Origin of the sequence: Kitasatospora sp. CMC57, assembly GCF_045866025.2 — a bacterium.
In the GTDB taxonomy this organism is placed as follows: Bacteria; Actinomycetota; Actinomycetes; order Streptomycetales; family Streptomycetaceae; genus Kitasatospora.
Map to the genome: position 1 here is coordinate 1,771,228 of NZ_AP035881.2, position 20,042 is coordinate 1,791,269.

The 20,042-nt window shown below is 73.6% G+C and carries 16 protein-coding genes and 1 pseudogene; 13 read left to right on the forward strand and 4 right to left on the reverse strand.

Annotated elements, in window-relative coordinates; all coding sequences use genetic code 11:
- Positions 1-1,032, reverse strand: a complete 1,032-nt coding sequence (locus ACKUU6_RS08120; RefSeq protein WP_407987795.1) for a helix-turn-helix transcriptional regulator — start codon at positions 1,030-1,032, stop codon at positions 1-3.
- Between the two features lie 174 nt (positions 1,033-1,206).
- Here ACKUU6_RS08120 and ACKUU6_RS08125 point away from each other — a divergent pair, with 174 nt between their 5' ends.
- From ACKUU6_RS08125 to mftF, 13 genes are all read left to right on the forward strand, one after another.
- On the forward strand, positions 1,207-1,401 hold the full coding sequence (locus ACKUU6_RS08125; RefSeq protein WP_407987796.1) for a hypothetical protein: 195 nt from the start codon (positions 1,207-1,209) through the stop codon (positions 1,399-1,401).
- Between the two features lie 250 nt (positions 1,402-1,651).
- Positions 1,652-2,158, forward strand: coding sequence for a flavin reductase family protein (locus ACKUU6_RS08130; protein WP_407987797.1), 507 nt, complete (start codon positions 1,652-1,654; stop codon positions 2,156-2,158).
- Positions 2,159-2,329: 171 nt separating this feature from the next.
- Positions 2,330-2,440, forward strand: a complete 111-nt coding sequence (gene mftA, locus ACKUU6_RS08135) for a mycofactocin precursor MftA (protein WP_407987799.1) — start codon at positions 2,330-2,332, stop codon at positions 2,438-2,440.
- Between the two features lie 11 nt (positions 2,441-2,451).
- On the forward strand, positions 2,452-2,724 hold the full coding sequence (gene mftB, locus ACKUU6_RS08140; protein WP_407987800.1) for a mycofactocin biosynthesis chaperone MftB: 273 nt from the start codon (positions 2,452-2,454) through the stop codon (positions 2,722-2,724).
- Positions 2,725-2,753: 29 nt separating this feature from the next.
- Entirely contained in the window at positions 2,754-3,950 is a 1,197-nt protein-coding gene (gene mftC, locus ACKUU6_RS08145; protein WP_407987801.1) for a mycofactocin radical SAM maturase, read from the forward strand.
- 2 nt (positions 3,951-3,952) lie between these two features.
- Positions 3,953-5,956: a mycofactocin system FadH/OYE family oxidoreductase 1 gene (locus ACKUU6_RS08150; RefSeq protein ID WP_407987802.1), complete on the forward strand. Its 2,004-nt coding sequence runs from the start codon at positions 3,953-3,955 to the stop codon at positions 5,954-5,956.
- Positions 5,953-7,911 carry a mycofactocin system FadH/OYE family oxidoreductase 2 gene (locus tag ACKUU6_RS08155; protein ID WP_407987803.1) on the forward strand — a complete coding sequence of 653 codons (1,959 nt, stop codon included), beginning with the start codon at positions 5,953-5,955 and terminating at the stop codon, positions 7,909-7,911. Before ACKUU6_RS08150 ends, ACKUU6_RS08155 begins: the two co-directional genes overlap by 4 nt.
- Positions 7,908-8,858, forward strand: coding sequence for a mycofactocin-associated electron transfer flavoprotein alpha subunit (locus ACKUU6_RS08160; protein ID WP_407987804.1), 951 nt, complete (start codon positions 7,908-7,910; stop codon positions 8,856-8,858). The genes ACKUU6_RS08155 and ACKUU6_RS08160 overlap by 4 nt, the downstream gene beginning before the upstream one ends.
- Entirely contained in the window at positions 8,851-10,221 is a 1,371-nt protein-coding gene (locus tag ACKUU6_RS08165; protein WP_407987805.1) for an FAD-dependent oxidoreductase, read from the forward strand. The genes ACKUU6_RS08160 and ACKUU6_RS08165 overlap by 8 nt, the downstream gene beginning before the upstream one ends.
- Positions 10,218-10,526 (forward strand): ferredoxin family protein, encoded by a 309-nt coding sequence (locus tag ACKUU6_RS08170; RefSeq protein WP_407987806.1) that lies wholly within the window; start codon positions 10,218-10,220, stop codon positions 10,524-10,526. Before ACKUU6_RS08165 ends, ACKUU6_RS08170 begins: the two co-directional genes overlap by 4 nt.
- 5 nt (positions 10,527-10,531) lie before the next feature.
- A complete protein-coding gene (locus ACKUU6_RS08175; protein ID WP_407987807.1) occupies positions 10,532-11,341 on the forward strand; it encodes a mycofactocin-associated electron transfer flavoprotein beta subunit in 810 nt (269 codons plus the stop codon).
- Positions 11,335-12,135 carry a mycofactocin-coupled SDR family oxidoreductase gene (locus ACKUU6_RS08180; protein ID WP_407987808.1) on the forward strand — a complete coding sequence of 267 codons (801 nt, stop codon included), beginning with the start codon at positions 11,335-11,337 and terminating at the stop codon, positions 12,133-12,135. The genes ACKUU6_RS08175 and ACKUU6_RS08180 overlap by 7 nt, the downstream gene beginning before the upstream one ends.
- The gene (gene mftF, locus ACKUU6_RS08185; protein WP_407987809.1) at positions 12,132-13,529 is read left to right on the forward strand and encodes a mycofactocin biosynthesis glycosyltransferase MftF; all 1,398 of its coding nucleotides are present in this window, start codon (positions 12,132-12,134) and stop codon (positions 13,527-13,529) included. The genes ACKUU6_RS08180 and mftF overlap by 4 nt, the downstream gene beginning before the upstream one ends.
- A gap of 163 nt (positions 13,530-13,692) precedes the next feature.
- Here the strand turns inward: mftF and ACKUU6_RS08190 are convergent.
- From ACKUU6_RS08190 to ACKUU6_RS08200, 3 genes and pseudogenes are all read right to left on the reverse strand, one after another.
- Positions 13,693-14,042 (reverse strand): annotated as a pseudogene (locus ACKUU6_RS08190) (histidine kinase dimerization/phospho-acceptor domain-containing protein); the annotation flags it as partial.
- Between the two features lie 64 nt (positions 14,043-14,106).
- Entirely contained in the window at positions 14,107-14,826 is a 720-nt protein-coding gene (gene mftE, locus ACKUU6_RS08195) for a mycofactocin biosynthesis peptidyl-dipeptidase MftE (protein WP_407987810.1), read from the reverse strand.
- 3 nt (positions 14,827-14,829) lie between these two features.
- Entirely contained in the window at positions 14,830-20,034 is a 5,205-nt protein-coding gene (locus tag ACKUU6_RS08200; protein ID WP_407987811.1) for a type I polyketide synthase, read from the reverse strand.
- Positions 20,035-20,042 lie beyond the last annotated feature (8 nt).

Genomic DNA, 20,042 nt, shown 5'->3' on the forward strand with positions numbered 1-20,042 from the left:
TCAGAACTCGTCCCTGAACTGGTCCAGCATGCCGGACATGGCGACGTTGAAGCCGGCCTGGAACCGGCTGGTCGCCTCCAGCTCCTCGGTGATCTCGGAGATGTGCCGACGGCAGGTGCGCACCGACATGCCAAGTCGGCGCGCCACCATCTCGTCCTTGTAGCCCTTGGCCATCAGCCGCAGCACCGACTGCTTGAGGTCGTCGGTGATGGCCTCGGCCTTCGCGGTCTCGGGGTTGAACGGCGTGGCGCCGTCCCAGATGTACTCGAAGACCTTGCAGACGAAGCCCACCAGGGTGGACTCCCGGACGATCGCCGCGGTGGGCGTGCCCTCCGCCCCGGTGTGGCGGGCCAGCACCACCGTCTCCCGGTCGTAGATCAGCACCCGGTCGACCAGCTCGTCGGCGGTCCTGAACTCCGCGCCCAGCGCGGTGACGTCCCGGACGTACGACTTGGTCGCCAGATCGCCCCTGGCGGTGTGCTGGTAGATCGTCCGGACCGCCACGCCGCGCTCCAGCATCCGCCCGTTGGAGTCCCGGGCGGAGGCGAGGACGAACGCCGGACGCGGTCCGCCGGGGTGCATGGCGAGCAGTTCGTGGCGGCAGTTCTTCCCGAGGCTGTCGATCATCGACCGGATCACACTGGGGTCGCTGATCACGTCGAAGGCCTCCAGCCGGTTCCGCAGCCGGCGGCCCTCGAAGTAGAGAGGGGTCAACGACAACAGCTTCGAGCGGACGTCCGTGACGGCCTGCTGGAGATCGCGGATCTGGTTCTCGGCACCGCCGACCAAGTCCGCCGCCGCCACGTCCGGCCCCACCGGGACCAGCACCGACGGGTGCCCCGGCATCGGCTGGAGCAGCTTCAGCAGTCGCAGCACCTGCTCTATCCGGTCGAGCTCCGCCTCTCCGATCGACAGCCGTTCGGCGATATCGCTCTTGTCGAATCGCCCTAACTCGACGGCGTGACCGTACGCGGCAGCACTGAGATCGTCCAACTCCGCGAAATCCAAGTATCCGTGCACCCCCTCGCTCATACGAGCTCCCCCCAACCCTGCGAAGTTGTTGCCAAGCAACTTTACGCCATCGAGTTCTGCTTGGCACAGACATGCGGTCCTCGGCAGCCTATGCGGTGTCGCCACCGAGAGCACCGACCCGGGGGACGACGAACCGGAGCCAACCAGTCAACTGCTCACTGTATGGGGGATGAAATGCAGTTTTCCAAGAGGACAAAGATGGCCATCCAGGGCATCCTGCTCGCCGCGGTCGTGGCGGCCCTGCCCACTCTCTCTTCTGCGACGAACGGACACGGCGGAATGATCACACTGTCCGACGCCGGCGCCACTCCCGCTCCGACCGCCTCCTCCACCCTGCGCCCGGGCCAGGACGACGACGGCTGGCCGTAGCCCCGGAGCGCCGGAAGCCGCGGATCCATGCGGAGACCGGTGAGTGGACGGCCCCGGGGGCGGTGGCCGACCGCGCACATGTGACGACACCTGCCCGGACCGGCGCGCGAGCGCCGGCCCGGGCAGCGGTGCGTCAGGACCCGTGGCACAGCAGGGGTCCGCAGGGGGTCCGCTAGGGGGCGCGTTCGATTACGGGTGTCCCTAACGTCGAGCTCGGCCGCTGTCCGGCCGCAGACGAGGGAGGTCTCGGATGACCACCGTGGCGACCGCCACCGCACCGACCGAAGCAGCACCGACCACGTTCCGGGAGGCGCTGGCCGCCTTCCCCAGCGGGGTCACCATCGTGACCACCACGGACCGCCAGGGGCGCTGGTGGGGCTTCACCGCCAGCTCGTTCTGCTCGCTGTCGGCCGACCCGGCGCTGGTGCTGGTCTGCCTCGCCGACAACGCCCAGTGCCACCCGGCGTTCCTGGCGGCGGAGTCCTGGGTGATCCACGTGCTCGCGCCGGAGCACGCCGACCTCGCGGTCCGGTTCGCCACCCGGGGGGTGGACAAGTTCTCGAACAGCGATTTCCGGCCGAACGAGAAGGGACAGCCTGTCCTGGACTCGGCCGCGGTGACGCTGGAGTGCGACGCGTACGCCCGGCACCCGGGTGGCGATCACACCATCCTGGTCGGCCGGGTGCGCGAGGTGCGCATGCGAGAAACAATCCCAGCGGTCTATTTTCGCCGGGGCTTCCACGCCTTGCCGGAGTGAACATCGGGGCAGAGCCGTGGTGAACGCCGGGGCAGACCCGGAGTGAACGCGGGGGCAGACCCGGAGAGCACCCCTAAGCCCCCGGACAGGGGTGCCGACCGTACCGGTCCCGCGATTAGCGTGAACACCAGGGCCGGGATGCGCGGCCCACTCCACGTGAAGGAGAAAGCCATGGCGGAATTCCTGCCGGAAACCACCGAGGACGACGAGTTCGACTTCACCCCCGAGGAGGACCTCCTGGTCGAGGAGATCTCCATCGACGGCATGTGCGGCGTCTACTGATTCGAGGAACAGTGTCGTCATTCGATCCGGACCTTCCGTACCGCTGCGCACCGAGTGTCTCGCTGCGACCCGAGCCTTTCGGGGCTCTCGCCTATGACTTCTCGACCCGCAGACTGTCCTTTCTCAAGTCTCCTGAGTTGGTCAAGACAGTACGTGCGCTGATCTCCTGCGCGGACGTCCACGGCGCACTCGAACACGCGGGCGTGCCGACCGAGGAGCGGCGGGCGTATCTCACGGCCCTCGCCGGTCTGGCCGAGGCCGGAACCATCCAGCCGCGCCGCTAGAGATCACCCACTCACCAGGGAGTACCCGGATGAAGCTCGTCGACCAGTTCCAGCACGGGCTGGACGCCCCCATCTGCCTCACCTGGGAGCTCACCTACGCCTGCAATCTCGCCTGCGTGCACTGCCTCTCCTCCTCCGGCCGGCGCGACCCCCGTGAGCTGAGCACCGCCGAGTGCCGTTCGGTGCTGGACGAATTGCAGCGCATGCAGGTGTTCTATGTGAACATCGGCGGCGGCGAACCGACGGTCCGGCCGGACTTCTGGGAACTGGTGGACTATGCCACCGATCGTCAAGTCGGGGTCAAGTTCTCCACCAACGGCATCAAGATCACGCCGGAGCGGGCCAGATGGCTGGCCGGCAGTGACTACGTGGACGTACAGATCTCGATCGACGGCGCCACGGCGGAGATCAACGACGCGGTACGCGGACCGGGCTCGTACCGGACCGCGGTCACCGCGATGGACAACCTCGCCGAAGCGGGCTTCCGGGACTTCAAACTGAGCGTGGTGATGACACGTCAGAATTGTGATCAACTGGATGACTTCGCCGAAATCGCGGAGCGCTACGGCGCGCAGCTCCGGCTGACCCGGCTCCGGCCGGCCGGGCGCGGCGCCGAGGTCTGGAACGAGCTGCACCCCACCGCCGAGCAGCAGCGCACCCTCTACCACTGGCTGGTCGCCAACGGTGACCGGGTGCTCACCGGCGACTCGTTCTTCCACCTCAACGCCCTGGGCTCGACCCCGCTGCCGGGCCTCAACCTGTGCGGGGCGGGCCGGGTGGTCTGCCTGATCGACCCGGTCGGCGATGTCTACGCCTGCCCGTTCGCGATCCACGACCAGTTCCTGGCCGGTAACGTGCGCTCCCCCGGCGGCTTCGCCGAGGTCTGGCGCAGCGCACCGCTCTTCGCCGAGCTGCGCGGTCCGCAGAGCGCCGGGGCCTGCGGCTCCTGCTCCGCGTTCGACTCCTGCCGGGGCGGCTGCATGGCCGCGAAGTTCTTCACCGGACTGCCGATGGACGCGCCGGACCCGGAGTGCGTCAAGGGCCACGGCGAGACGGCGCTGGCGGCACTCGGCCCCGGCAGCGTGCCCCGGCCGAGCGGCGACCACTCGCGCCGGGGCCGCGGTCCCGTGCCGGTGCAGATCGGCTGGGCTCCCCCGGCCGCCGGTCTGCCGGACCGCGCCTGTGACACCAGCCCGCTGGCCGGCCTCACGGCCACCGGGCGGTAGCCGTGCTGCCCACCGACGCCGTGCCGCACACCGATCCGGTCGAGCCCGCCGGTCGGATCCAGCTCACCGACCCGGTCACGCTGGCCGGCCGGACCGCGCCCAGCCGGGTGTTGTTCGGCCCGCACGAGACCAACCTCGGCCGCCGCCGTTCGCTCTCCGACCGCCATGTCGCCTACTACCGGCGCCGGGCCACCGGTGGCGCCGGACTGATCGTCACCGAGACCGCGAGCGTGGCCGCCGACGACTGGCCGTACGAGCGGGCCCCGCTGGCCGCCGACTGCTTGGACGGCTGGCGCGCGGTGGCCGACGCCTGCCGCCCGTACGGGACGCTGGTGCTGGCCGGTCTCGGGCACGCGGGCGGGCAGGGCTCCTCCGCGTACTCGCAGGCCGTGCTGCGCGCGCCGTCCCGGGTCGCCGACGTGGTCAGCCGGGAGCTGCCCGCCGAGCTGGAGCATGCCGAGCTCGGCACGCTGGTCCAGGACTTCGCGGCGGCCGCCCGGCTGGCGGCGGACGCGGGTCTGGACGGGGTGGAGATCGACGCCGGGCAGCACAGCCTGCTGCGGCAGTTCCTCTCCGGCCTCACCAACCTGCGCTCCGACGACCACGGCACCGACCGGTCCCGGCTGCTGCGCGAGGTGCTCACCGCCGTCCGGGCCGCGATCGGCCCCGGGCGGGTGCTGGGCCTGCGGCTGTGCTGCGACGAACTCGCCCCCTGGGCCGGGATCACCCCCGAGCAGGGCGCCGAGCTCGCGGCCGGGCTCGCGCCGTCGGTGGACTACCTGGTGGTGGTCCGGGGCTCCGCGATGAACCTCTCCGCCACCCGGCCGGACGGCCACACCCCGCCCGGCTTCAACCTCGAACTCTGCCGCACCGTCAGGACGGCCGTGGCGGGCGCCGCACCGGTCGCCCTCCAGGGCTCGGTGGTCGAGACCGGCCAGGCCCAGTGGGCACTGGACGACGGGGCGGCCGACCTGGTCGAGATGACCAGGGCCCAGATCGCCGAACCCGACCTGGTCGCGCTGCTGCGGGCCGGGCACCCGGAGCGGATCCGGCCCTGCGTGCTCTGCAACCAGCGCTGCCGGGTCCGGGACAACCGGAACCCGATCGTCAGCTGCATCGGCGAACCGGCCAGCGGCCACGAGACCGAGGACCAGCCGGTGCCGGGCCGGGACGCGAGGCCGCGCGACGTGCTGGTGGTCGGCGCGGGCCCGGCCGGTCTGGAGGCCGCCCGGGTGCTCGCCCTGCGCGGCCACACCGTGGAACTGGCCGAGCAGGCGGCCGAGCCGGGCGGAGCCCTGCGGACGGCGGGCGCCCTGCCCGGCCGTGAGCGGCTCGCCCTGCTGGCCGACTGGCTGACCGCCGAGACCCGGCGGCTCGGCGTGACGTTGCGGACCGGTGTCCGGCTCGGCTCGGCGCAGCTCGACGCGGCCCGGGCCGCCGGACGGGACGTCCTGCTGGCCACCGGCTCGGTGCCGGGACCGCACGGCTTCGACCTGCTGGGCGGCATCGTGGTCCGCCCGGCCGAGCTGACCGCCGACCCGACCGCGCGGTCCCTGCCGCCTGGCCCGGTCCTGGTCTTCGACCCGATCGGCGACGCCGTCGGGGTCGCGGTCGCCGAGCTGCTCGCGGCGGCCGGGCGGCCCACCGCGATCGTGACGCAGGATCAGGTGGTCGGCACCCAACTCGCGCTGACCGGCGACCTCGCGACGGCCAACACCCGGCTCCAGCAGGCCGGGGTGACGCTGTACAAGCGCCGGACCGTCCTCGAACTGCACGACGGGCACGCCGTGTTGGAGGACGTGGTGACCGGGCGCAAGGAGCACGTGGAGTGCACGGTGCTGATCGACTGCGGACACCGGCTGCCCGAACAGTCGCTACACCGTGACCACCCCGGTCTGCCCGCCGCCGGGGACTGCGTGGCCCCCCGTACGGTCCACCAGGCCGTGCTGGAGGGCCGCCGGGCCGCGCTCCGGCTGGCCGCCGCGAGCGAAGGGGCCCACCGATGACCGGCTACCGCCACCTCTTCACCCCGCTCCGGGTCGGCCCGCTGACGCTGGCCAACCGGGTGGTCTTCTCGGCCCACCTGACCAACTACGCCGAGGACGGACTGCCGAGCCAGCAGCACGCCGCGTACTACGCCGCCCGGGCGGCCGGCGGCGCCGGGATGATCATCACCGAGGAGCACTCCACCCACCCCACCGACTGGCCGTACGAGAAGCTGATCCACGGCTTCCACGCGGAGGCGGTCACCGGGTACCGGCGGATCACCGAGGCGGTGCACGCGCACGGCGTGCCGATCCTGGCCCAGCTCAACCACAACGGCGGCCAGGCCTCCTCGATGTACTCCCGGCTGCCGGTCTGGGCGCCGAGCGCCGTCCCGGACCCGTTGTTCCGCGAGGTGCCGAAGGCCCTCGACGCCGCCGAGATCGCCGAAGTGGTCGCCGGGTACGCCACGGTGGCCGCGAACTGCGTGGCAGGTGGCTTCGACGGCGTCGAGCTGCAGTGCTCGCACTCCTCGATCGTGCGCGGCTTCCTCTCCCCCGCCACCAACCTGCGCACCGACGGCTACGGCGGCCCGCTCGCTCACCGGGCCCGGCTGCTGCTGGAGTTGGTGGCGGCCGTCCGAGCGGCGATCGGTCCGGACCGGGCACTCGGCGTCCGGCTCTGCGGCGACGAGCTGATCAAGGGCGGCATCACCCTGGACGAGGCGGTCGAGGTGGCCCGGATGGTGGAGGCGACCGGACAGGTCGACTACATCAACACCTCGATCGGGGTGGCCACTTCGACGCTGTACCTGATCGAGGCCTCGATGGCGGTCCCGGCCGGGTACGCGCTCTTCATCTCCAACGCGATCCGCCGCGCGGTCAGTCTGCCGGTGATCGGGGTGGGCCGGATCAAGGACCCGGCCCAGGCCGAACGCGCGCTGGCCGAGGGCCACTGCGACCTGGTCGGCGTGGTCCGGGGCCAGATCGCCGACCCGGACTTCCTCGCCAAGGCCCGGTCGGGCCACGCCTCCGACATCCGCAGCTGCCTCTCCTGCAACCAGGAGTGCGTGGGCAGGATGGGGCTGAACCGCTGGCTCGGCTGCATCGAGAACCCCCGGGCCGGACGGGAGGCGGTCCCGCTGCCGATGCCCGGCCGGCGCGGCCGCCGTGTGCTGGTGGTGGGCGGAGGTCCCGCCGGTCTGCAGGCGGCCGCCAGCGCGGCCCGGCGCGGCCACCGTGTCACCCTCTTCGAGCGCGATCCCGCCACCGGCGGACAGGTGGCCGAGGCGGCGACCGTACCGGTCCGCGCCGAATTCCTGGACGTGGTACGCAACTTGGCCGCCGAGTGCCGCCGACTGGACGTGGAGATCAGGACCGGCCAGGAGGCCACCCCGGAGACGCTGGCCGCCGAGCACCCGGACGCCGTGGTGCTGGCCACCGGCGCCAGGCCTCAACCGCCGCACTGGGCAAGCGGATTGGCGCGGGTGGTGGACGTCAGGGACGTGCTGACCGGCCGGGCCGCGCCGACGGGCGAGGTGCTGGTGGTCGACGAACTCGGCTTCCACCAGGCCACCTCGGTCGCCGAGCTGCTCGCCGACCGGGGCTGCCGGGTCCGGATCTCGACCCCAGGCATGGTGGTCGGCCAGGACCTCGGCGTCACGCTCGACCTGGAGACCTTCACCGTCCGGGCCGAGGCCAAGGGCATCCGGCAGACCACCGACGAGCTGGTGATGTCGGCCGGGACGGCACCGGACGGTGAGCGACTGCGGCTGGAGATGCTCACCCACACCACCGGGGCAGCGGCCACCGTCGAGGTGGACTGGGTGGTCTGCGCGCTGCACCAGGCCCCGCAGGACGAACTCTGGCAGGCGCTGCGGCACGCGCCGTTCGAGGTCCACCGGGTCGGCGACTGCCTGGCCCCGCGCCGCGCGCACGCCGCCGTGATCGAGGGACACCGAGTGGGGAGCGCGCTGTGAACGACACCGGACACGGCACCGGACCGATCGCCGTCCTGGTGGTCCGCGACGGCCTGCTGCCGCTCGGGGCGGACGAGACGGTCGCCGAGGCGGGCGGCCTGGCCCTGCTGGCCGGCGAGGACACCAAGGCGGCGGCCGGACTGCTGACCACGGCCACCCGGGTCTGGACGGTGGAGACCGGCAGCCGGCCGCCCGGCCTGCTGGCCGCCGCGCTGGCGCCACTCCTGACCGGCCGTGAGGTGGTCCTGCTGCCCACCTCACCGGACGGCCGCGACCTGGCGCCCCGGCTGGCCGCCGCGCTGGACCGGCCGCTGCTGGCGGGTGCCCTCGCGGTGCACCGCACCGGCGCCGAACTGATCGGTGCGGACGGCCTGACGCTGGTCGACGCCACCGTGACCGGACCGTTCGTCGCCACCCTGGAGCCCGGCCTGCGCGGCGCGCCGACCCTGCCCGAGCCTCCCGCGATCCTCGAACTCCCGCCGCCGGACGAGCCGGTGCGCCCGGACGCCGGACAGTCGGCGCTGCTCACCGCGCCCCCGGGGCAGGAGCAGCTGGACCAGGCCGCCCGGATCGTGGCGGCGGGTGCGGGTCTCGGCACCGGTGACCTCACCGGGGCCGCCGCGATCGCCCTGCTGGAGGCGGTCGGCGCGGCGCTCGGGGCCGCCGTCGGCGCCACCCGGGTGGTCACCGACGCGGGCTGGACCGGCGAGGAGCGCCAGATCGGCACCACCGGCGTGGTGGTCGCCCCCGAGCTCTACCTGGCCTTCGGCATCTCAGGCGCCGCCCAGCACGTCGGCGGCCTCGGCCGCCCCTCCCACCTGGTCAGCGTCAACACCGACCCGTACTGCCCGATGACCGCGCTGGCCGACCTCGCCATCGTCGCCGACGCCCCGACCGTGCTGGCCGAACTGGCCCGTCGGCTGACCCCGGAGGCCCCCCGTGACTGATGTCGCCTCGTACGCCGGACCGGTGTCGGCCTCGACACTGCTCCAACAGCCTCCGGCCGTAACCGACTTCGACGTGCTGGTGGTCGGCGCCGGACCGGCCGGGTCGGCCGCCGCGCTGGCCGCCGCCCGGGCGGGCCGGTCGGTGGCGCTGCTGGAACGCGGGCCGTACCCCGGCTCGAAGAACGTCTACGGCGGCGTGGTCTACGGCCGGATCCTGGACGAGCTGGTGCCGCAGTGGTGGGAGGAGATGCCGGTCGAGCGCTGGGTGACCCGCCGCTCGACCATGGTCATGACGGCGGACCAGGCGCTCACCGTGGACTTCCGCAGCCAGCGCTGGGGCTCCGCCCCGTACAACGGCGCCACCGCGCACCGGTCGGACCTGGACGCCTGGCTGGCCGGCCACGCCGTCCGGGCCGGGGCGGTGCTGGTGCCCGCCACGGTGGCCACCGGGCTGCTGCGCACCACGGCCGGGACGGTGGTCGGCGTCCGTACCGACCGGCCGGACGGCGACCTGACCGCGAAGGTCGTGATCGCCTGCGACGGGGTCAACTCCTTCCTGGCGAAGGAGGCCGGGCTGCATCCCCGGCAGGACAACGCCCGCCACCTCACCCTCGGCGTGAAGGAGACGCTGGCCCTGCCGCGCGAGGTGATCGAGCAGCGCTTCGGGCTGACTGGTCGGGACGGCCAGGACATCGAGATCCTCGGCTGCACCCGGGGCATCCCGGGCGGCGGCTTCCTCTACACCAACCTGGAGTCGGTCAGCCTCGGCGTGGTGGTCGGCCTTCCCGGCCTGGCCGCCGCCAAGGTCCGCCCCGAGGAGCTGCTCGCCGACCTCAAGGCCCATCCGGCGATCGCCCCCCTCGTGCGCGGCGGCCGCCAGGTCGAGTACGCGGCGCACCTGATCCCCGAGGGCGGCTACGACCACCTGCCCCGACTGGCCGGTGACGGCCTGCTGGTGGCCGGTGACGCCGCCGGGATGTGCCTGGCCGCCGGCATCTGGCTGGAGGGCGTCAACTTCGCGATCGGCGCCGGCATGTACGCCGGCCGCGCCGCCGCCGCCGCGATCGACGCCGGGGACACCTCGCAGGCGGGCCTGGCGGGCTACCGACGGGCGCTGGAACGGTCGTTCGTGCTGGCCGACCACCGCAAGCTGCGCAAGGTCCCCGGGCTGGTGCTCTCCGAACGGATGCAGCGGCAGTACCCCGGACTGATCTGCGACCTCGCCGAGGGTCTGTTCGAGGTCGACAACCCCCGCCCGAAGCCGGGCCTCCGCCGCCTGCTGCGCACGGCGGTCCGCCGGCACGGCGTCAGCCCGCGCCGGCTGCTGGCCGACGCGATCACCGGAATGAGGGCGTTCGGATGACCGGCCAGCCTGACGAGGACTACCGCGAGATCTCCTTCGACGACCGGATGGAGGGCACCGAGTTCCGGGTGTCCGAGCGGGCCCACATCACCGTCGACACCGCGGTGTGCGACTCCTGCACGGTCCGGTCCTGCCTGCACGTCTGCCCGGCCAAGCTGTTCGTGCCGAGGGCCGACGGCGGGATCCTGTTCAACTTCGAGCAGTGCTTCGAGTGCGGCGCCTGCTACCAGGTCTGCGATGCCGAGGGCGCGATCACCTGGACCTACCCGGACGGCGGCCTCGGCGTCGTGTTCCGAAAGGGCTGACCGACATGGCCGAACAGCCGCTCGTGGTGGTCGCGTTGAGCCCCGCCGACCCGCTCGGCGGGGCGGACGCGGCAGCCCTGGAGCACGCCCTACTGCTCACCGAGGCGCTCGGCGGCCGCAGCCTGGCGGTCACCGTCGGCCCGGCCGGAGCGGAGGAGGTGCTCCGCCAGGCGCTGGCCTGCGGGGTGCAGCAGGTGCTCCGGATCGACGGCGGGGGCGCGCAGGACAGCGACCGTACGGCCCGTGCGCTGGCCGCCGGGCTGGCCGGAGTGCCGGCCCTGCTGCTCTGCGGGGACCGCTCCCCCGGCCGGGGCACCGGCGCGACCCCGGCCTTCCTGGCTGCCCGGCTGGGTGCCGCCCAGGCGCTCGGACTGACCGAACTCAATTTCAGTGATGGCGGGTTGACCGCCGTCCGGCGGATCGACGGCCGACGCCGCGAGCAGCTCAGGGTGCCGCTGCCCGCCGTCTGCTCGGTCGAACCGGGCAGCGCCCGGCTGCGGCGCGCCGCGCTGCCCGCCCTGCTGGCCGCCCGGACGGCCACCATCCCGGTCGTCACGGTAGCCCTGCCGGAACCCCGGCATCAGGTCCGGCTGGGCCCGGTCAGGCCGTACCGGCCCCGGCCGCTCGTGCTGGCCGCCCCCGTCGGCTCCGACCCGCTGGCCCGGATCCGAGCCCTGACCGAGACCGACCGCCCGCGCACCGCCGCCCGGGTGATCACCCCGGCCGGCCCCGAGGCGGCCGTCGACGAACTGCTCGGCTACCTGCGGGAGCACGGTTACCTCGCTCACCTCACCCGGGAGGACGACCAGTGCTGAACACCGACCTGTCCCCCAGAGTCGCCCTCGTCACCGGCGCGGCGCGCGGCATCGGCGCCGCCGTGGTCACCCAACTGGCCGACCAGGGCTGGCAGGTGGTCGCCGTCGACGTCTGCGAGGACCTGCCCGGCGTCGGCTACCCGCTGGGCACCAAGCAGCAGCTGCTCGAACTCGCTGGCCGGTGGCCCGAGTCGGTGGTCCCGGTGGTCGCCGACGTCCGCGACGCCTCCGCGCTGCGGGCCGCCGTCGCGGACGCCGAGCACCGGTTCGGCGGACTGGACGCGGCGGTGGCGGCGGCGGCCGTGATCGCGGGCGGGCGGCCGCTGTGGGAGACCACCGACACCGAGTGGGACGTCCTGCTCGACATCGGCGTACGCGGCGTGGCCAACCTGGCCGCCGCCGCCGTTCCCGCCCTGCTGCGCCGCCCGCAGCCGCGGACCGGCCGGTTCGTGGCCCTGGCCTCGGCCGCCGGGCACCGGGGCCTCTGGCACCTGGCCGCCTACAACGCCGCCAAGCACGCCGTGGTGGGCCTGGTCCGTGGCCTGGCGACCGACCTGCGCGGCACCGGCGTCACCGCCACGGCGGTCTCACCCGGCTCGACCAGGACCGCGATGCTGGACGCCAGTGCGGCGCTCTACGACCTGCCCGACGTCGAGGAGTTCGCCCGCCACCAGCTCACCGAGCGGCTGCTCGACCCGGCCGAGGTGGCCGCCGCCGTCTGCTGGCTGTGCGACCGCGGTTCCTCGGCGATCACCGGCACCGTGGTCCACGCGGATGGAGGCTTCACGGCATGACGGACCGACAGACCTCGACCCAGCTCCACCTGACGGCCGATCAGAGCGTGCAGCTCTGGGAGGACGGCCGGACCCTGCTCGGCGGCTCCCCCTACCGGGTGCTGCGGCTCTCCACCCAGGCGGCCGACCTGGTCGGCGGCTGGCTGGCCGGTGCGCCGGTCTCCCCCGTGGCCGCGCACCGGCGCCTCGCCGCCCGGCTGGTCCGGGCCGGGATCGCCCACCCGGTGCACCGCACCGCCCACCTCACCGCCCTGGACGTCACCGTGGTGGTCCCGGTCCGGGACCGGCCGGACGGCCTGGCCGGGCTGGCGGCCGCCGTCTCGGACACCGCGAAACTGCTGGTGGTGGACGACGGTTCGAAGCTGCCGGTCCCGGGCTCGGCCGTCCGCCACGAGCACTCCCGTGGGCCCGCCGCCGCCCGCAACTCCGGCTGGCGGAAGGCCGGTACGGAGCTGGTGGCCTTCCTGGACGCGGACGTCACCCCCGAGCCCGGCTGGCTGGAGCCGCTGCTCCGGCAGTTCGAGGACCCGGCCGTGGTCGCGGTCGCCCCCCGGGTGCGCAGCACCCCGGGCCGCTCACTGCTGGCCCGCTACGAGCAGGTCCGCTCCCCGCTCGACCTCGGCCCGGTCGGCGGCGTGGTGCGGCCCGGCAGCCGGGTGAGCTACCTGCCGTCCGCCGCCCTGGTGCTGCGCACCGCCGCGCTGCGCGAGCTCGGCGGCTTCGACGAGCGGATGCGGTTCGGCGAGGACGTCGACCTGATCTGGCGGCTGGCCGCCGGCACCGGCCTGGTGCGGTACGAACCGGCCGCCGTGGTGCGGCACGAACCCCGCCGGAGCTGGCGCGCCTGGGTGGAGCAGCGCTTCGGCTACGGCACCTCGGCCGCCCCGCTGGCCCTGCGGCACGGCCGGGCGGTCACCCCCGTGAAGGTCTCGTTCTGGAGCGCGGCCGCCTGGGGCGCACTGGCCCTCGGCCGCCCGGCGGCCGGAGTGGCGATCGCCGCGGGCACCGCCGCGCTGCTGCCGCGCAAACTGGCGCCGTTCGGCGTCCCGGCCCGCGAGTCGCTCCAGCTCGCCGCCCGCGGCCACCTCGGCGCCGGCCGGCTGCTCGCCGACGCCGTGACCCGCTCCTGGTGGCCGGTGGCCGTCCCGCTGCTCGCGGCCACCCGCGCGGGCCGCCCCCTGCTCGCCGCCGCCTTCGCCCGGCACGCCCTGGACTGGCACCGCGACCGGCCGCCGCTGGACCTGCCCCGCTGGACGGCCGTCCGGATCGCCGACGACCTCGCGTACGGCGCCGGCGTCTGGTGGGGCGCACTGCGACACCGTACGGTCGCCCCGCTGCTGCCCGACCTGTCCGACTGGCCTGGGCGCGACGGGGTTCAGCGGCCCGCCGACTGACGTACGGTCACCTGGGTCTGCCCGGGCCGGGAAGCCGGACGGTGACGACCAGACCGCCTTCGGGGCGGGCTGCGAGCTCGAGGGTCCCGTCGTGCGCCCGGACCACGCTCTGCACGATGGCCAGGTCTCACGGGTGAACTGTGCGCGTTCCCCCTCGGCCGGGCAGCAGGGCCTCGGTGAGCGCGATCGCCCTGGAATTGAGGGCGTGCAGGCGTTCGACGAGTTCACCCCGGTCCCGGTGGGGTCCCTGCGGGCGACGTCGAGGGGGGCCTACGAGATCGCCAGTGGGGTGCGCAGTTCGTGCGAGGCGTTCGCGGCGAAACTCTGCTGCTCGGCGACGTGCGACTCGAGCTGTTCGAGCATCGCGTCGAACCGGTCGGAGATTTCCCAAAAATAGTCCTGCCGGCCCGTCATCCCGATCCCGTGGGGCAGTGACCCGTGTTCGGCCTTCCGGACCGCCTCCGTGATCCGGGTGAGCGGCGCGAGCATCCGACCGGCCAGGATCCACCCGCCATTGGATACGGCGGCCAGTGGCGGTGGCGTATGCGGTTTTCGATACGCCCACGATATGGGGGGGTCACCGCACCGGGCCGGCCCAGCCGTCGTAGGCCGCCAGCAGCGCCGCCGTCCAGTCGTCCAGCAGCCGCCGGCCCTCGTCCGCGTCGGCCCCGGCGGGGTCGCCCAGGACACCGTTCGGGGTGACCGCCGCCAGGCCGCCCGCGCGGAGGGCGGGCAGCAACTGCGCCAGCCCAGTGGTGTTCCCGCGCTCGGCCAGTCCGGTACGGACGGCGTCCGGGCGCAGCGCCAGCATGGCGGAGGTCTCGGTGCGCCCGGCGTGGCTGTCGTCCGACGGTCCGGACGGCGACCAGGCCAGCACCCGTCGGCCCTCCGCGCGCAGCCGGGTGACCGCGCGGTGCAGCGGGACGGCGTTGCCGCCGTGCCCGCAGACCAGCACGACTCCGGCGAAGTCGTCGGCCGAGCGGACCAGTTCGAGAAGCAGCAGCTCCAGCGCCCGCTGCCCGATCGACAGCGTGCCGGGGAATCCGGCGTGCTCACCGCTCGATCCGTACGGCAGCGCCGGCGCCACCACCACCGATCCCCGCGCTGCCGCCAGGCGTCCGCACAGAGCGTCGGCCACCTCGGTGTCCACGGTGAACGGCAGGTGCGGGCCGTGCTGTTCGGTCGCGCCGAGCGGCACGGCCAGCACCGAGTACGGTGCCAGCCGTGCCGCCTGTGGCCACGTCAGCCCGGCCAGCCGCCACGGGCCGGGTTCCGACGAGACCGGTTCGAGAGCCAACGGTCAGCCGGAGATGCCGAGTTCGGCGTCGAGGATGTCGAACAGCTCGTCCGTGCTGGCGTCGACCAGGTCCTCGTCGATGCCCTGCTCCTCGGTCTCGAAGAGCAGCTCCCGCAGGTAGGCCGCCAGCGCACTGGCGGACGGGTAGTCGAAGACCAGCATCGGCGTCAGGTTCCGGCCCGCCGCGGTGACCATCCGGTTGCGCAGTTCGAGTGCGCTGAGCGAGTCGAACCCGATGTCCAGGAAGCCTCGTTCGGAGTCGATCGCGTCCGGGCCCGGGTGGCCGAGGATCTCGGCGGCGTGGGTCCTGACCACCTGGAGGACGGCCCGGTCGAGCTCCGCGCCGGTGACGCCGGCCAGCTGCTCCGGCAGCGTCTGCCCCTCGCCCTGGTGCGAGCCGGCCCGGGACGGCCGCCGGGTCGGCGCCTTGACCAACCCGCGCAGCAGCGCAGGGAGTTCGTCGACCCTGGCGCGCAGTGCGACCGGGTCCACGTGCACCGGTACCACCACCGCGGCGTCGGCACGCAGGGCGGAGTCGAGCATCGCCAGGCCGTCCGTGGCCGAGAAGGCGGGCAGGCCCTGCCGACGCATCCGCAGCAGGTCGGACTCGGCGAGGTACTGGCTCATGCCGGTGTCCACCGCCCAGGCGCCCCAGGCCAGCGAGGTCGCCCGGAGGCCCGCCAGCCGGCGGTGCTCGGCCAGACCGTCGAGGAACACGTTGGCGGCGGCGTACCCGGCCTGGCCCTGGGCCAGCACCAGACCGCCCGCCGAGGAGAACAGGACGAAGAGCGCGAGGTCCAGATCGGCGGTCAGCTCGTGCAGGTACCAGGCGGCGTCGGCCTTCGGGGCGAGGCTGGCGTCCACCAGCTCCGCCGTCCAGGAGCCGATCACGCCGTTGTGCACCACACCCGCCACGTGCACCACGCCGGTGAGCGGGTGAGCAGCCGGGATGCTCGTCAACAGGCCCTCCAGTGCAGCCTGTTCGGCCACATCGGCGGCGGTGACGGTCACCTTTGCACCCAACTCGGTGAGCTCGGCAACCAGTTCGGCCGCACCCGGGGCGTCCGGGCCGCGCCGGCTGGTCAGCAGCAGGTGCCTGACGCCGTACTCGGTCACCAGGTGACGGGCCACCAGCGCGCCCAGACCGCCGGTTCCGCCGGTGATCAGGACGGTGCCCGCCGGGTCCAGCTCGGGGCCGGCGGCCTCGGCCGGGACCGGCAGCGCGGTCAGCCGGGGCACCAGCACCTCGCCGGCCCGGATCGCCAGCTCGGGTTCACCGGTGGCCAGCGCGCCGGCCAGGGCGATCCGGGACTCGGCCCGGTCGTCCAGGTCCACCAGGACGAAGCGGCCGGGGTGTTCTGCCTGCGCGGCGCGCACCAGACCCCAGACCGGGGTCTGGGTGAGATCGCCCGGCTCGCCGACCACCGTGACGCCGCCGTGGGTGGCGATGGCCAGCCGCGAGTCGGCGTACCGCTCGTCGGCCAGCCACTCCTGGAGCACCGCGAGCACCTGGTTGGCCGCCACCCTGGTCCCGGCGGGCAGGTCCACGGTGGCCGCGCTGATCTCCAGCAGGACGGTCTCCGGCGTCGGGCCGTCCAGCTCCAGACCTGCCCAGTCCACCGGGTCGGGGGCACCGAGGGCGGTCAACGGGAGCGGGTTCCAGACCAGTTGGAAGAGCGACCCGGCCTGGGCCGGAGCGCCCGAACCGAGCTGCTCCGGAGTGACCGGACGGAAGGTCAGCGACTCCACCGTGGCCACCGGAGCACCCTCGGTGTCCGCCAACTCGATGCTGATCGTGGTGTCGGTCGGCCGGACCAGCCGGACCCGTACGGCGGTGGCGCCCACCGCGTGCAGGGTGACCCCCGCCCAGGAGAACGGCAGCAGGGTCTGGTCGTCACCGCCCTCACCCAGGCTGAGCGCGTGCATGGACGCGTCCAGCAGGGCCGGGTGCAGGCCGAAGGCTCCGGCCTCGGCGTGCGACTGGGCGGGCAGGGCGACCGAGGCGAAGACCTCGTCACCGCGCTTCCAGGCCGCCTGGACGCCCTGGAACACCGGCCCGTACGCGTAACCCTGGCCCAGCAGCACCGAGTAGAGGTCCTGGACGTCCACGGCGGTGGCGCCGGCCGGCGGCCACTCGGTGAAGTCGAAGGCCGGTGCCGGGGCACCGGAGGCGAGCACACCCTCGGCGTGCAGGGTCCACGGACCCCGGGCGTCGGCCTCGGCCCGGGAGTAGATCCGCAGCGAGCGGCGGTCCGTGACGTCCGGCGCCCCGACCGAGACCTGGAGGGCCAGGCCGCCGCGCTCCGGCAGGATCAGCGGGGCCTGGATCGTGAGCTCCTCCACCAGGTCGGCCCCGGCCTGCTCGGCGGCGCGGGCCGCCAGCTCGACGAAGCCGGTGCCCGGCAGCAGGATGCTGCCCAGCACGTCGTGGTCGGCGATCCAGGTCTGACCGTCGATCGACATCCTGCCGGTGAGCACCAGGCCCTCGGTGTCGGGCAACGCGAGCGCCGCACCGAGCAGCGGGTGTTCGACCTTCTCCTGTCCGACGGACGCCACGTCACCGTCGGCGCTGCCCCCGGCCAACGCGTCCACCCAGTAGCGGCTGCGTTGGAAGGCGTACGTCGGCAGATCCACCCGGCGGGCGCCCGAGTCGGCGAAGAACGCCGACCAGCTGACCGCCACACCGGCCGCGTGCAGACGGCCGAGCGCGGCCACCAGCGTGGTGGTCTCGGCGCGGTCCTTGCGGGCCGTGGCGACGAAGACCGCGTCCTCGGACTCGACGCTCTGCTGAGCGAGCCCGGTGAGGATGCCGTCGGGGCCGATCTCCACGAAACGCGAGGCGCCCCGGGCGGCCAACTCCTTCACGTTGTCGGCGAACCGGACCGCGTCGCGGACGTGGCTCACCCAGTACTCGGGATCGGTGACGTCACCGCTCGCGACGACCGGGATCGACGGTTCGGCGAAGGTCAACCCGCTGACCACCGTACGGAATTCGGCCAGCATCGGATCCATCAGCGGCGAGTGGAAGGCGTGCGAGACGCGCAGCCGCTTCGTCCGGGTGAAGCCCGAGGCGATCTCCAGCACGGTGGCCTCGTCACCCGATACCACCACCGACCGCGGGCCGTTCACGGCCGCTATGCTCACCTGCTCCGTCAGCAGCGGCAGCACCTCGGCCTCGGTGGCCTCGATCGCCACCATCGCACCGCCGGTCGGCAGTTGCTGCATCAGCCGGCCGCGCGCGGAGACCAGCTTCGCGGCGTCGGAGAGCGACAGCACCCCGGCCACGTGCGCGGCCGCGATCTCACCCACCGAGTGACCCGACAGGAAGTCGGGACGCACACCCCACGACTCCACCAGCCGGTACAGCGCCACCTCGACGGCGAACAGCGCACTCTGCGCGTACACCGTCCGGTTCAGCTCCTGGGCGTCGTCGCCCCACACCACCTCACGCAGCGAACCGCCCAGCTCCGCCAGCACGGCGTCGAACGCCGCCGCGAACACCGGGTACGCAGCGTGCAGTTCACGCCCCATCCCCAGCCGCTGCGACCCCTGCCCCGTGAACAGGAACGCCACCTGTGCACCGGGCCGGGCCTGCCCAGGCACCTCGGCACCCTCGGCGACGGCCCGCAGGCCGGCGATCAGCTCGGCCCGGTCGGCGCCGACCACCACCGCCCGACGCTCAAGTGCGGAGCGGGTGACGGCCAGCGACCAGCCCACGTCGGTGATCCCGAGCGCCGGATCGGCCTCGATGTGGTCCGCCAGCTTGGCCGCCTGCCCGCGCAGCGCCTCCACCGTCCGCCCCGAGAACACCCAGGGCACGTCCGGCAGTCGGGAGGTCGCGACCTCCGGCTGTGCCTCGACCGCCGGGGCCTGTTCGATGATCACGTGCGCGTTGGTGCCGCTCAGCCCGAAGGAGGAGACGCCCGCACGCCGCACCCGACCGGTCTCCGGCCAGGCGCGGGCCTCGGTCAGCAGCTCGACGCCGCCCGCCTCCCAGTCCACCTTGGAGGTCCGGTCTGCCGAGTGCAGCGACTTGGGCAGGACGCCGTGCCGGATCGCCTCCACCATCTTGATGATGCCGCCGACCCCGGCCGCCGCCTGGGTGTGTCCCAGGTTCGACTTCAACGAGCCCAGCCAGAGCGGCCGTTCGGCCGGCCGACCCTTGCCGTACGTGGCGAGCAGCGCCTGCGCCTCGATCGGGTCGCCCAGCGTGGTGCCCGTACCGTGCGCCTCGACGGTGTCCACGTCGGCGGGCGTCAGCTGGGCGTTGGCGAGCGCCGCCCGGATGACGCGCTGCTGGGACGGGCCGTTGGGCGTGGTCAGGCCGCTGGAGGCGCCGTCCTGGTTGGTCGCCGAGCCGCGCACCACGGCGAGGATGCGATGACCGTTGCGCTGGGCGTCGGAGAGCCGCTCCAGCAGCAGCATGCCCGTGCCCTCCGAGCAGCCGGTGCCGTCCGCGTGCTCGGAGAAGGACTTGCACCGGCCGTCCTTGGCCAGTCCGCGCTGGGTGCTGAAGTAGACGAACATGTCGGGGTTGGTCATCACGGTGACGCCGCCGGCCAGTGCGAGCGACACCTCGCCCGAGCGAAGCGCCTGGACCGCCATGTGCAGCGCGACCAGCGAGGACGAGCAGGCGGTGTCGACCGTGACGGCCGGGCCCTCCAGGCCGAGGGTGTACGCCACCCGGCCGGTGACCAGGCTGCCGTCGCTGCTGCCGAAGCCGTAGTCGTGGTACATCACCCCGGCGTAGACGCCGGTCCTGCTGCCCTTCAGCGCGAGCGGGTCGACGCCCGCGTTCTCGATCGCCTCCCAGGAGGTCTCCAGCAGCAGACGCTGCTGGGGGTCGATGGTGAGCGCCTCGTTCGGCGCGATGCCGAAGAAGCCGGGGTCGAAGTCGGCGGCGTCGTGCAGGAACCCGCCCTCGTGGGCGACGCTCTTGCCGGCCTTGCCGGGCTCGGGGTCGTACACCCCGTCCAGGTCCCAGCCACGGTCGGCGGGGAAGTCCGACACGGCGTCCACCCCGTCGGCCACCAGCCGCCAGAGGTCCTGCGGGGTCTGCACCCCGCCGGGGTAGCGGCAGGCCATGCCGACGATGGCGATCGGTTCGACGGCCGCCGCGGTGAGGCTGCCGTTCAGCTGACGCAGGCGCTCGTTGTCCATCATGGACTTGCGGAGTGCCTCGACTATCTGGTCCACGGACGCGTCCACGGTGTGGG

Bases quoted from the DNA above. Each gene is read 5' to 3' on its own strand.
- ACKUU6_RS08120 (WP_407987795.1), bottom strand. From the start codon at position 1,032: ATGAGCGAGGGGGTGCACGGATACTTGGATTTCGCGGAGTTGGACGAT.
- ACKUU6_RS08125 (WP_407987796.1), top strand. From the start codon at position 1,207: ATGCAGTTTTCCAAGAGGACAAAGATGGCCATCCAGGGCATCCTGCTC.
- ACKUU6_RS08130 (WP_407987797.1), top strand. From the start codon at position 1,652: ATGACCACCGTGGCGACCGCCACCGCACCGACCGAAGCAGCACCGACC.
- mftA (WP_407987799.1), top strand. From the start codon at position 2,330: ATGGCGGAATTCCTGCCGGAAACCACCGAGGACGACGAGTTCGACTTC.
- mftC (WP_407987801.1), top strand. From the start codon at position 2,754: ATGAAGCTCGTCGACCAGTTCCAGCACGGGCTGGACGCCCCCATCTGC.
- ACKUU6_RS08155 (WP_407987803.1), top strand. From the start codon at position 5,953: ATGACCGGCTACCGCCACCTCTTCACCCCGCTCCGGGTCGGCCCGCTG.
- ACKUU6_RS08170 (WP_407987806.1), top strand. From the start codon at position 10,218: ATGACCGGCCAGCCTGACGAGGACTACCGCGAGATCTCCTTCGACGAC.
- ACKUU6_RS08175 (WP_407987807.1), top strand. From the start codon at position 10,532: ATGGCCGAACAGCCGCTCGTGGTGGTCGCGTTGAGCCCCGCCGACCCG.
- mftF (WP_407987809.1), top strand. From the start codon at position 12,132: ATGACGGACCGACAGACCTCGACCCAGCTCCACCTGACGGCCGATCAG.